The sequence below is a fragment of the Tenacibaculum sp. TC6 genome, assembly GCF_050606265.1.
Taxonomy (GTDB): Bacteria; Bacteroidota; Bacteroidia; order Flavobacteriales; family Flavobacteriaceae; genus Polaribacter.
In genome coordinates this window covers 238,942-252,155 of sequence record NZ_JBOCUK010000001.1, presented here as the reverse complement: position 1 = coordinate 252,155, position 13,214 = coordinate 238,942, and the positions used below count along the sequence as shown (strand labels likewise).

11 protein-coding genes are annotated in these 13,214 nt (G+C 29.8%); 8 read left to right on the top strand and 3 right to left on the bottom strand.

Going from position 1 to position 13,214, the window contains the following annotated elements; all coding sequences use genetic code 11:
- Window positions 1-158 precede the first annotated feature (158 nt).
- A complete protein-coding gene (locus ACQY1Q_RS01130; protein WP_431003436.1) occupies window positions 159-1,118 on the bottom strand; it encodes a helix-turn-helix domain-containing protein in 960 nt (319 codons plus the stop codon).
- 85 nt (window positions 1,119-1,203) lie between these two features.
- Here ACQY1Q_RS01130 and ACQY1Q_RS01125 point away from each other — a divergent pair, with 85 nt between their 5' ends.
- Entirely contained in the window at window positions 1,204-2,106 is a 903-nt protein-coding gene (locus tag ACQY1Q_RS01125) for an MBL fold metallo-hydrolase (protein ID WP_431003435.1), read from the top strand.
- 221 nt (window positions 2,107-2,327) lie between these two features.
- On the opposite strand, the gene ACQY1Q_RS01120 is transcribed toward ACQY1Q_RS01125, so the two are convergent.
- Together ACQY1Q_RS01120 and ACQY1Q_RS01115 are read right to left on the bottom strand one after the other, a co-directional pair.
- Window positions 2,328-2,498 (bottom strand): hypothetical protein, encoded by a 171-nt coding sequence (locus tag ACQY1Q_RS01120; protein WP_431003434.1) that lies wholly within the window; start codon window positions 2,496-2,498, stop codon window positions 2,328-2,330.
- Window positions 2,499-2,568: 70 nt separating this feature from the next.
- Window positions 2,569-2,970, bottom strand: a complete 402-nt coding sequence (locus tag ACQY1Q_RS01115; protein ID WP_431003433.1) for a hypothetical protein — start codon at window positions 2,968-2,970, stop codon at window positions 2,569-2,571.
- A gap of 375 nt (window positions 2,971-3,345) precedes the next feature.
- On the opposite strand from ACQY1Q_RS01115, the gene ACQY1Q_RS01110 reads away from it, so the two are divergent.
- From ACQY1Q_RS01110 to ACQY1Q_RS01080, 7 genes are all read left to right on the top strand, one after another.
- The gene (locus tag ACQY1Q_RS01110) at window positions 3,346-3,564 is read left to right on the top strand and encodes a hypothetical protein (protein ID WP_431003432.1); all 219 of its coding nucleotides are present in this window, start codon (window positions 3,346-3,348) and stop codon (window positions 3,562-3,564) included.
- Window positions 3,565-3,600: 36 nt separating this feature from the next.
- The gene (locus tag ACQY1Q_RS01105) at window positions 3,601-5,367 is read left to right on the top strand and encodes a sensor histidine kinase (RefSeq protein ID WP_431003431.1); all 1,767 of its coding nucleotides are present in this window, start codon (window positions 3,601-3,603) and stop codon (window positions 5,365-5,367) included.
- A gap of 2 nt (window positions 5,368-5,369) precedes the next feature.
- Window positions 5,370-6,035, top strand: a complete 666-nt coding sequence (locus ACQY1Q_RS01100) for a response regulator (protein WP_431003430.1) — start codon at window positions 5,370-5,372, stop codon at window positions 6,033-6,035.
- Window positions 6,036-6,194: 159 nt separating this feature from the next.
- Window positions 6,195-7,010, top strand: a complete 816-nt coding sequence (locus ACQY1Q_RS01095) for a hypothetical protein (RefSeq protein WP_431003429.1) — start codon at window positions 6,195-6,197, stop codon at window positions 7,008-7,010.
- 163 nt (window positions 7,011-7,173) lie between these two features.
- Window positions 7,174-9,033, top strand: coding sequence for a DNA topoisomerase IV subunit B (locus tag ACQY1Q_RS01090; RefSeq protein ID WP_431003428.1), 1,860 nt, complete (start codon window positions 7,174-7,176; stop codon window positions 9,031-9,033).
- A gap of 15 nt (window positions 9,034-9,048) precedes the next feature.
- Complete coding sequence (locus ACQY1Q_RS01085) at window positions 9,049-10,449, top strand: glycine-rich domain-containing protein (RefSeq protein ID WP_431003427.1); 1,401 nt, start codon at window positions 9,049-9,051, stop codon at window positions 10,447-10,449.
- 28 nt (window positions 10,450-10,477) lie between these two features.
- Window positions 10,478-13,189: a DNA gyrase/topoisomerase IV subunit A gene (locus ACQY1Q_RS01080; RefSeq protein ID WP_431003426.1), complete on the top strand. Its 2,712-nt coding sequence runs from the start codon at window positions 10,478-10,480 to the stop codon at window positions 13,187-13,189.
- Window positions 13,190-13,214: the final 25 nt, after the last annotated feature.

The window sequence follows — 13,214 nt, the reverse complement described above, 5'->3', positions numbered from 1 at the left end:
AAGCATCTTTTGCTCAAAACATAAGCATCTTTTCAGTAAAAGGTAAGCATCTTTTTTTAAAAATATCATAAGGAGTTAAAAATGTATATAAAAAAAGGTTCAAATATGCCCCTAAACTTTATGACGTATAACAAATACAATAAAATAAAAATGACCGTTTAACACGACGGATCAACTGTATTCCTAAACTGTTTAGGAGTTAAATTTTCTTGTTTTTTAAAGGCAGCAGAAAAATGAGTTGGATTTTTATAGCCTACCAAATCAGAAATTTCATAAATAGGTTTGCTGGTAAGTGATAACAACTCCTTAGCCTTTTTCATTCTTACCTGCAATGAATATTCAGAAATAGAAGTATTAAAAATACGCTTATACTCCTTTTTTAATACCGTATCATTTAACAAGACTTTTCTGGCTAATTGCTTTGTAGAAAATTGTTCGTTTAGGTTAGCACAAATTATTTTTTGCACAGTGTATAATTTTTTTACCACACTTTCTGAGGTAGCACTTTTTTGTTCAGACTGATGGAGTAGTGAAACCAACTCTAAGGTTTTAGCTTCTAAAAATAAACGCTTTAAAAAGCCTGTTCGATTATCAGAAAGAATTTCACTAATTACACACTGTGTTTTATGGCAAAAAGCTGCCGAAGAAAAAATACACTGCTGAGAATGATGGTTGCCTCTTTGCAACAAAGTAACCAAGGTGCTTAATTGATGTTTTTTAATAAATTCATAAAACATCTTAAACCGTATTTCTTTTACAACCACTTCTTTAAAATAGGTAGTTTTAGTACTGTTACCGTTTGAAAAAAATAAAAGCGCTTCTTGCTCTTGCTGTATAAACTCTTCATTAGTATCTGTACAACAAACCGTTTTTTCACCACTTAATAAATACGACAATTCAAGAGTATGTACGTTACAACTATCAGAAAAAACATAATTATTATAAAGAGTTGCCTGAAAGTATTCAACATAAAGCCCGTCAAAACTATAGCTAATTAAAGAACCATTACCATAAGTAGGATCTAATTGATAATTTTTAATAACAATACCACAATTATTTATGGAACTAATTTCGTGAATAACCGTATGAAATAATAAATTTATCTTTTTTTTCATCATAACTATAAAGTACAAGTGCAAATGTAATATTTAATTAGTCTAAATAATAAATGTGGAGTCCATTTTATAAAACCCAATTTCACACATGAAAACAACTGTAAGAAATACAATAACTTTATTTATGGTCTTGGTTAGTAGCCAAGCGTTATTTTCACAAAAAAAAGAAATAGAAATAAAAACTCATAAAGTAGCAGATAACCTATATATGTTAGAAGGCATGGGAGGAAATATAGGCATATTTGTATCAGATGATGAGGTGTTTATGATTGACAGCCAGTTTAAACAAGTATCAGAAAAAATAACAGAAGCTATTAGAAAAATAACAGATAAGCCTATAAAACTATTGGTAAACACTCATTGGCACGGAGATCATACCGGAGGAAATGGTAATTTTAAAAATAACGGAGCTACTATTTTTTCACACGAAAATGTACGCAAACGTATGCAACACGATCAAACTGCCAGAGGAGGAAGAAAAGTACCAAAATCTCCTGAAGAACAATTACCGGTAATTACCTTTTCAAAAGATATGATGTTTCATTTAAACGGTGAAGACATTTTGGTATCACATACCCACAACGCACATACAGATGGTGATAGCCATGTTTACTTTATGACAAGTAACGTAATTCATATGGGCGATACCTATTTTCAAGGGAAGTTTCCGTTTATTGACCTTAACAACGGAGGAAGTATTAATGGTTATATAGAATCGGCAAAAAAAGTGTTACTATTAATTAATAATGATACTGTAATTATTCCGGGACACAGAAATTTATCGAATAAACAAGAGTTAAAAACTTACTTAAAAATGCTTGAAACATTAAGAGAAAGAGTAAGTAAAGCTATAAAAGAACAAAAAACGCTGGAAGAAGTTTCTAATGATGAAAGTATTACTCAAGAGTATAAAGAAGAATACGGAGGCTGGTTTATTTCAGCAAAAGAAATAAGAGAAACCATTTACAAAAGCTTAAAAAATGAAAGGTAATCTAATAAAGAGTAAGTAGTTAATATTACCTAGAATTAAAAAAGTAAATTATTTAAAAAACTATTATTTTTAGGTATATCAACGTAATTTTTTAAATAGGTTAATAACCAGGATGATTTACAAATTATCCTGGTTATTTTATATATAGAAATATACCTTTTTAGCATTTTTTACTAACTCAATTAAAAAATTAATCAACAAGTATATATCAGTTAATTAGTTTACTTTTCTATTAAATCTTTTGACTGAGATTTGTTAGGTAACAATTTATTGTTTTCAGTAGCAAGTAGTTGATTTTTTTCATTGAAAACTTTGGTAGGTACAGAAGTTTTATCAGATGAAGGAGAAATACAATTAGTAGTTTCTGTTTTTTTAAAGAAATTAATATTCATCTGAAAAATAGCAGTATTGGTAATCTTTTTATCAGGATATATTTTTCTGCATTCAAAACATGTAATTACATTATAAGGATGGTAAAAATAAATAATCAAAAAAACAATAAAAGCAAAAAGCCATGTTAATGATTTTTTTTTTGGAGTTTTCAATAAGAGGGGTATTGGTTCTGGATTTTTGTTCCATTTGATAACAAAAGTCCAAATAACTCTTATAGCCTAAATATTCAGCTATTAAATTTTTTAAATCACTACAAGGTTCGTTAGACTTGTTATTTCTACCTTCTACGTGTTTTTCATAATAATTCTTCATGGTTTTAGAGGTAACACTTACGTTTTTGTACTTGTTATACCGTTGTTCCGATAAAACTTTTTCTTCAAAAAAGTCAAAACAACCGGTTTTGTTTTTTCTGTCATTTTCAGTTTCATTTTTAAGTTTTGAATAAAGTTGTTCTAGTAATTCTTTTGTCATGAGAGTAGGTTTTACTTATTGATTTGGCCAAAAGTAAATAGGGGGTAAAGAGCAACTTAAGGGATATCCGTAAAATGGAAAATCTTTTCCAATTCTTTTCTATGAATTTTCCATAAAGTGCTTGTTACCAGTAATATGTTTGTGGTAGAATTAATCGAAAACAAAACAAAAAACTCGGTTTATTCAAACACAAAAGATTTTAATTCAGCATTTTTTTTAGAAAGGGAAGCTATTAAAAATTGCTGAATTTAAGTCTTCACTTCCCATAAAAGAGAAGCGCGCCTCTTTTAAAATTTTAAGCTTTTCAAGCATTGAAAAACTGAGCAAAAATGCTTGGAAAGGAATGTTAATGCTCAAAATTTTAAATGAAGGAAAATGAAAAAAATAGTTTTTTTAGCCTTGTTGTTTGTTACCGGGCTTATAACTTCTTGCACTGATTTATCAGAAGATACGAATCAACAAGAGCAACCACAGGCACAACAAGAAATCTTGAGTACAGATGGAGATACTACGGGAGGTTCTAATGGCGGAGGAAACGACCATGACCCGGATCCGGAGCCTGAAGACGATGTAACTACCTCAGGAGGAAATTGATTTTTTATTACCTGTAGAATTTAATATTTTAGGAGGATGAAAACATTAAAAGTAATCCTCCTATTGTTTTTTTTATCACAGTATACTTTTACCTGTGCACAAGATGAAAAAACTATTGAATATTTAAAAGAAATAGAACTTATAAAAGATGAAATTAAAACAATAAAAGACAAACGGAAACTAGCAAAAGAATATTATTTAATTGGGTATAAGTATAATGATATAAGTCAGTTAGATAGCGCATATAAATACATATCCAGATCAAAGGACTTATCCTTACAACTTAAAGATACATTGAAAGTTGTAAAAAGAATGTATAGTTTAGGAAAATTAGAATCTGAAAATGAGTTGTATTATAGGAGTGATTCAACAATTGTTCAAGCATTAAGACTTTTAGGAAGTAATAAAGATAAATTTGATATAGCTGTATCCATGTATAATACATTGGGGATTAATGCTAACTTAGAAAAGAATTATAAAGAGGCTGTACGTTGGTTTAACCTAGCACTAAAAAATGTTAAAGACCCTGTAAAAATAATTCGTTATAAAAATAACATAGCCAATAATTTAATATCGAGTGAAAGTTATAGTAAAGCTATACAGATATATGACAGTATAAAACTAGACTCATATTTTGATAGTATACCTAAGGGATTAAAAGGAAAGGTTCTAGACAATTATGCGTATGCAAAATTATTAAAAGGAGAGCAAGTTACTGAGGCAGATTTTTTAGAAGGGCAGAAACTTAAAAAAGAAGAAAAAGACATTCCGGGATTGTTTACAAATTATTCTTATCTAAACTATTTTTATGAGGAAAAAGGAAATAAACAAAAAGCCAAACATTATGCATATTTAATGTATGACTTGGCTGTTAAATATAGCAGACCCAATGATAAAATATTTGCCATAGACAAAATTTTGGCCTTAGAACCCTCATCCAATCTAAAAAAGTTAAGCTTAGAAAGAAGTTTTTTAAGAGATAGTGTGTTTGATAATTCTGATAAAAAAAGGAATCAGTTTGCTACTACTATATACAGTAATGAAGAAGAGGCGAAAAAAAGACTTTTAGTTGAAAATGCTTTAGCGGCAGTAAAAATAGAGTTAGCTAGAAAAAAGTTATTATTAGAACAGCAGAAGAGACAACAACAACAGTTGATTTTTTTGGTAGGAATTTCTTTTGTAAGTTTTCTAATTTATTTTTTCTATAAGAGAGAGAAAACAAAGAAAGAAAAAATGGTAGAAGTGTATAAAACAGAAACCCGTTTGGCAAAAAAAATACATGACGAACTTGCAAACGATGTTTATTTAGCTATGAATAAAGTACAACAAAATGAAAGTATTGATGACTCACTTTTAAAAAGCTTAGAAAAAATTTATTTACAAACACGTAATATCTCTCATGAAAATAGTCCGGTGCTTACCGGATTAGAGTTTGAAAGTTTCTTTAAACAATTATTAGCCGATTTTTCTACAGATGAATGTAGGATTATGAGTAAAGGAATTTCTGAAATAGATTTGAATAAATTTTCAAGAGATAAGCAAATAGTAATATACAGAGTATTTCAAGAGCTATTAATAAATATGAAAAAGTACAGTAATGCCAGTTTAGTGGTTATTTCTTTTTCAATAGAAAAAGGAACTGTACACGTCACCTATAAAGATAACGGGATAGGAATTAACACACTAAAATTAAAAAACGGATTGCAAAATATGGAAACCCGTATAAAATCGATTGGAGGTTCTGTTACTTTTGATTCAGAAGCTCAAAAAGGGTTTCAAGTTATGTTTCAATTTAAAAAGTAATTATGTTTAAAAAAGTGTTAATAGCGGAAGATACAGATTATATGTCAAGCGGAATAAAAATAGCGTTAGAAGGCTTGCAAATTCCGGTAATAGAATATGCTCAATATTGTGATGAAGCTTTTTTAAAATTAAAAAAAGCTTGGTTAAATAATGAACCTTTTGACTTATTAATTAGTGATTTATCTTTTGTTGAAAACCCCAATCCTCAACGATTGCATTCAGGAGAAGAATTAATTAAAGAAGCAAAAGAACTTCAACCTTCTTTAAAAACAATTGTTTTTTCTATAGAAGATAAACCATATAGGATACAGCATTTATGTAAAATACTTAAGGTAAATGCGTATGTATGGAAATCAATTCATGGACAAAAAGAACTGAAAAAAGCAATTTCATTAGTGTATAACGGAAGTTTTTTTATTACTTCAAAGTTAGCACATACATTGCGCACAAAAGAAACTTTTGAAATTACAGATTATGATGTTTCGCTATTAAAATACTTAGCCAACGGTTTAGATCAGAGAGAAATAAGTAAAGAATTTAAAGAGCAAAAAGTAAAACCCTGTAGTATTAGTTCTGTAGAAAAAAGATTAAAAATTTTAAAAGAAAACTTTAATGCTAACAACCCAACACAATTAGTAGCAATAACCAAAGATTTTGGATTGATTTAAAAAAAGTTTTTTACTAATAAACAAACGGACTTTCATTAAATTTAGGTTAAAAAAAACGAAAATTCATAAACCTTTTTATAACATAATTATAAACATACATTAAGAATAACTAAGTAAAAAAGGGAGAGATTTACGGTAGTTTAACCAAAAATAAAACAAATGAAAAAAACTACCCAAACGTTACTTGTATTAGCCATGACAGTATTTTCAAGCTTTCAAGTAGCAGCTCAACAAACAACAGAAACAGCATTAGACAATGTTATTTCTTCTGCAGAAACAATAAAAAATACAGCAGAACAAGCTAAAACTACGGTAAAAACATTAGTAGTAGATTATTTAGTAATGAATGATCCAACACCTAATACAGAAGCTTTTTTGCTTCAAATAAAACAAGAGCTACAAACAATTGAAGAGTATACTAATAAAGCTTATAGTGCAGTATACGAAGCAGAATCGTTAAACCCAAGTATTGATGTAGCCAATGTTGAAGACTTAGGTCAGGAAATTCAAAGTGCGAGTTATCAAATTAATAACAATTCGCAAGCACTTGTTACTGCAATTAATAGCCAAAACAATGAAGAGGTAACAAGGTTAAATACTTTATTAAGAAATAGCTTAAATGCTATAATAGGCTTTACAGAAGATATGCAAATTGAAGCAACAAATTTAAAAGCTGTTCCTGAAATTTTTAAAGTAAGAATTCAACTTGTTGATGAAAGAACAGGAGCCCCTGTTTCTGCAGATACAATTCATGGTTATGCAGCTACAAATGTAGCAACAAATCAGCATTACTATACTCAAGAAAGACAAGGAGATCCTATTAATGAGTTTTTAGCGTTGCCGGAAGCAACCTATCGTTTTGATGGATTTGACGGGTACTTTGATGGTACCGGTAGTAAAGTAGTAACCTTGTCGTCAGATTTAGTGCAACAAGACGGTTATATTATTGTAACCTTAAGCTATTGGTCAGAATAAGGTAAAATATTGCTATACAAATTTTTAAGTTAAAAGTAGCAAGCGTCAATGTGTTCTTAACAACATTGACGCTTGTTTGTTAATTACTTTATGCCTTTGAATTCGTTAAAAAATAAACGTATATATTATATTAGCGGTTCATTCAAGAATTTCAATATTTTTTATGGCTCAGGAAACACAATATACCGAAGATAATATACGATCGCTCGACTGGAAAGAACATATTAGGATGCGTCCGGGGATGTATATAGGAAAATTGGGAGATGGTTCATCACCTGATGATGGTATATATATACTTGTAAAAGAAGTATTAGACAACTCAATAGATGAGTTTGTCATGGGAGGAGGAAAAACTATTGAAGTTTCTGTACAAGGAAATAAAGTTAGCGTTCGTGATTTTGGGCGTGGAATTCCTTTAGGGAAAGTGGTTGACGTAGTGTCTAAAATGAATACCGGAGGAAAATATGATTCTAAAGCCTTTAAAAAATCGGTAGGATTAAACGGAGTAGGTACTAAAGCCGTAAACGCTTTATCTACCTATTTTAAAGTAGAATCAACACGTGACGGTAAATCAGCATCGGCTGAATTTGAAAAAGGAGAGTTAATAGGGCAAGATTTTTTAGAAGAAACTTCGAGAAGAAAAGGAACTAAAGTTTCGTTTATTGCTGATGAAAGTATTTTTAAAAACTATAAATACCGTCCGGAATACATAATTAAGTTACTTAAAAACTATGTGTACTTAAATCCTGGGTTAACCATAGTTTTTAACGGAGAAAAATTTTATTCAGAAAACGGCTTAAAAGATTTATTAGAGGATAACAACAACTTAGATGATATGTTGTATCCGATAATCCACTTACGAGGAGACGATATTGAAATAGCTATGACACATAGTAAAACTCAATATTCTGAAGAATATTACTCGTTTGTAAACGGGCAAAATACTACGCAAGGAGGTACTCACTTAGCTGCATTTAGAGAAGCGGTGGTAAAAACAGTCAGAGAATTTTACAATAAAAATTTTGAAGCCTCTGATGTAAGAAAATCTATCATAGGAGCTATTTCTGTAAAAGTAATGGAACCGGTTTTTGAAAGTCAAACAAAAACTAAATTAGGTTCTACAGAAATGGGAGGAGAATTACCTACCGTAAGAACATATATTAATGATTTTGTAAAAAATAAATTAGATAATTATCTGCACAAAAATACGGTAGTAGCAGACCAATTACTCAGAAAAATATTACAAGCTGAAAAAGAACGAAAAGAACTTTCCGGAATTAGAAAATTAGCAAGAGAAAGAGCTAAAAAAGCCAGTGTACATAACAAAAAATTACGTGATTGCCGTATTCATTTTGATGAGACTAAAAAAGAAGGATATTTAGATACTACTTTATTTATAACGGAGGGAGACTCTGCAAGTGGTTCTATAACAAAGTCTAGAAATGTAAATACACAAGCAGTATTCAGTTTAAAAGGAAAACCTTTAAACTCCTACGGACTGTCTAAAAAGATAGTATATGAAAATGAAGAGTTTAACTTATTACAAGCAGCTTTAAACATAGAAGACGGTATGGAAGGATTACGTTACAATAATATTGTAATAGCTACCGATGCCGATGTTGACGGAATGCATATTCGCTTGTTATTAATCACGTTCTTTTTACAGTTTTTTCCTGAAATTATAAAAGAAGGACATTTATATATTTTAGAAACGCCATTATTTAGAGTTCGTAATAAAAAAGAAACCATATACTGTTATTCAGAAGAAGAAAAACAACAAGCGATACATAAACTAAAAGGAAAACCGGAAATAACCCGATTTAAAGGATTAGGAGAAATTTCTCCTAACGAGTTTGTACATTTTATAGGAGATGATATTCGTTTAGATCCTGTAATGTTAGATAAAGAAATGTCTATAGAACAAATGTTAGAGTTTTATATGGGAAAAAATACACCGGACAGACAAAAGTTTATTATCGGTAACTTAAAGGTTGAGTTAGATTTATTGGAAGAGAAACCATAAAAAATTGAGCATTTAATGACATTTGAAGAGGAGAATCTTTGGAAGAATATAGATGATTTTGAGTTTGAAAGCCATGATGAAGAGTATGGATTTCTTGTAAAATTATCATATGAAAATAATTGGTCTGAACAATTTACTAACGATGCTGTTGAGGAATATAAAAAGTTCATGTTTTTGGCAACCGTATGTGATCAAATGGTTTCTCCTTCTCATATTATTGATATAGTATGGCATTTACATTTAACGTTTTCAGAATCGTATTCTAAATTTTGTAATGTTTTAGGCAAAAATATTAAGCACATACCATCTACAGGAAAAAAAGAACAAAAAGAATTGTTGTTGGTAGCTGTAGATTATACGAAAGAAAAGTATAAAGAATATTTTGGAGATAAGAACGAAATAATTTGGACAGTAAAGTCTTTTGAGCAATCAATCAATATAGAATCAGAGAAAAAAAAATATTTTGACTTAGATTTTTCAAAGTTTTTTTCTCTTGGTATTATCTTATGTATTCCGATGTTTTTTATATGGAGACCTATATTGCTAAAAATTGGAAATCCGTTATTTTTCTATATAGCTTTTGCATTTTTAGTAGTGTCTTTATTAGTGATTGAATTTTTTACAAATTCAATGTTTAAACAACTTAAAAAGAGAATTTCTAAGGAGTCATATTATCAGAAGTTTACTAATGAGGAAATGATAGTAATATCAGAGAGAAATATAAAGAGTTTGATTTTTTATAAGCTCGATAAGTACTTCAAAAATGCTGTAATAGATGTTTCTGAAAGTAATAAAAATGAGTTGAAAGTATTGGATGAACAGTTTACAAGTACTAATATAATTGATAGAGTAATAGTAAACTCTTTAAAAGATAATAACACAGCAGATATTACAGAATTTATATCGACTTTAATTACCAAACCTCTGTTTGTAAAACTTGAAAGATTAAGCGAACTTGTAAATGCCAAAATCGAAAAAACAAATGAGTTTGTTAAAAGTAATTTAGTTGTTGGAGGAGCACTCTTTTTGTTTTATTCATTTATCATATCAAGGTTAGTTCTTGGATCAATGAGAAACAAACCAACCGGTAATTTGATGATTTTTGTTATTGTATCTACTATATTAGTTGGAGTATATCTTTATAACGTTTATTTTAAGAAGAGAAAGAACATCTTTAAAAATTACATAAAAGAGAATAACAATATTATAAAAGACAGCTATTTAGATAATGTTGTCAATAATGAAAATATTATTTTATATGCAGGGTTAATTACCTTGTTAACAAGCAATAGTTTACTTGAAAAAAAAGACTCTTTTTTTAGTAACAATTTCGGTTCATCTGACGGTTGCAGTTCATGTAGCTCTTGCAGCTCATGTAGTTCATGTAGTAGCTGTGGCGGATGTGGAGGAGATTAATCCCTTAAAATATACCTAACCTTAAATTATGAGCGAAGAAAATAATAATTACGAACACGACGAAGAATTAAATCCTTCTACAGAAAATACAGAAACCATTACCAAGGTTACAGGTATGTACAAAGAATGGTTTTTGGATTATGCTTCTTATGTAATATTAGAACGTGCTGTGCCGTCTATTGAAGATGGTTTTAAACCGGTACAAAGGCGTATTATGCATTCTATGAAAGATTTAGATGATGGACGTTATAATAAGGTAGCTAATATTGTAGGGCATACCATGCAGTATCACCCGCATGGAGATGCTTCTATTGCAGATGCTATGGTACAAATGGGGCAAAAAGAATTGCTGATTGATATGCAAGGAAACTGGGGGAATATTTTTACCGGAGACCGAGCAGCAGCATCGCGTTATATTGAAGCACGTTTGTCAAAATTTGCCTTAGATGTTGTTTTCAATCCTAAAACTACGGAATGGCAATTATCATATGACGGTAGAAAAAAAGAACCGATTAATTTACCGGTAAAGTTTCCATTGTTACTTGCGCAAGGAGCAGAAGGGATTGCAGTAGGATTGTCAACTAAAATATTACCTCATAATTTTAATGAACTTATAGATGCTTCTATAAAATATTTAAGAGGAAAAAGCTTTACTATTTTACCCGATTTTTTAACAGGAGGAATAGCTGATTTTACAGGATATAATGATGGAAAAAGAGGAGGAAGAGTTAGAGTAAGAGCTAAAATTTCTCAATTTGATAAAAAAACGTTGGTAATTACAGAAATTCCTTTTGGAACTACCACTACTACTTTAATTGAAAGTATTTTAAAAGCAAACGAAAAAGGAACTATTAAAATAAAACGTATTGAAGATAATACTGCTGCTGAAGTAGAAATAGTAATACACCTACCACCTAATGTTTCTCCTGATAAAACCATAGATGCATTATACGCATTTACCAGTTGTGAAAATTCAATTTCACCATTAGGATGTATTATTGAAAATAATAAACCTGTTTTTTTGGGAGTAACGGAAGTGCTTAAGAAATCAACAGAATTTACGGTTGATTTGTTAAAAAAAGAACTGGAAATACAGTTACATGAACTAGAAGAACAATGGCATTTTGCTTCTTTAGAACGAATTTTTATTGAAAACAGAATTTACCGTGATATTGAAGAACAAGAAACATGGGAAGGTGTTATAGAAGCCATTGACAAAGGGTTAAAACCACATACAGAGCATTTAAGAAGAGAAGTTACTGAAGAAGATATTGTTAGACTGACAGAAATCAGAATTAAAAGAATTTCTAAGTTTGATATAGATAAAGCTAAATTATTTATTGAAAGTTTAGAAGAAAAAATAACAGAAGTAAAACATCATTTAGATCATTTAATTGATTTTGCTATTGATTATTTTAAAGAGTTAAAAGAAAAATACGGTAAAGGAAAAGAAAGAAAAACAGAAATCAGAATTTTTGATGATATAGTTGCCACTAAAGTTGTAATGCGTAATGCCAAGCTCTATGTAAATAGAGAAGAAGGTTTTATAGGAACCTCGCTAAAAAAAGATGAGTATATCTCTGATTGTGCAGATATTGATGATGTTATTGTTTTTAAAGAAGATGGTAGCATGTTGGTAACTAAAGTAGCAGCTAAAACCTTTGTGGGTAAGGGCGTTATTCATGTAGCCGTGTTTAAGAAAAAAGATAAACGCACTGTATATAATATGATATACAGAGATGGTGCTAAAGGAGCCAGCTATATGAAGCGTTTTACCGTAACCGGTACTACAAGAGACAAAGAATATGACTTAACTAATGGTAGTAAAGGATCAAAAATATTATACTTTTCAGCAAACCCTAATGGAGAAGCAGAAGTAGTAACTATATTGTTACGCGCTGTTGGAAGTATAAAAAAATTAAAATGGGATATAGATTTTGCAGATTTAGCTATAAAAAGCAGAACAGCCAGAGGAAATCAGGTTACAAAATATGCTATTAAAAAAATAGAGTTTAAATCAGCAGGTGTTTCAACCTTAAAACCTCGTAAAATTTGGTTTGATGATACTGTTCAGCGTTTAAATGTTGATGAAAGAGGAGAGTTATTGGGAGAATTTAAAGCAGAAGATAAAATCCTTATAGCAACTCAAAACGGAAAAATAAAGGCGGTAACTCCTGATTTAGCAATGCACTTTGATGATGATATGATTGTTTTGGAAAAATGGAAGCCTAAAAAACCTATTTCAGCAATCTATTTTGACGGAAATAAAGAACGTTACTTTGTAAAGCGTTTCTTAATAGAATCTCCTGACAAAGAGGAACTATTTATATCTGAGCATGAAAAATCAAAATTAGAAATCATAACTACTGATTATCGTCCTATGGCAGAAGTAGTGTTTTCTAAACGATCTTTAGAAAGTATTGAGGTAAATTTTGAAGAATTTATAGCAGTAAAAGGAATCAAAGCTTTAGGAAATCAGTTAACAACAGAAAAAATAAGAACCGTTAACTTACTAGATTCGTTGCCATATGAAGAACCTGAAGAAGAAAAAGTTGAAGATATAGAGGTAAATGAAGAAGAAGAAATAGCGGAAGATATTTTACCTTTAGAAGTAGAAGAATCAAGTACTAAAGAATTTGAAGAAACTAAAGAAGATAAAGCTAAAAAAGCCTTAGAAAGAGCACTACAAAAGAAAAAGAAAAGTGCTGAGGATGATGATACGCAAACATCATTATTTTAAATGATTACATCTGATAGTTATAAAA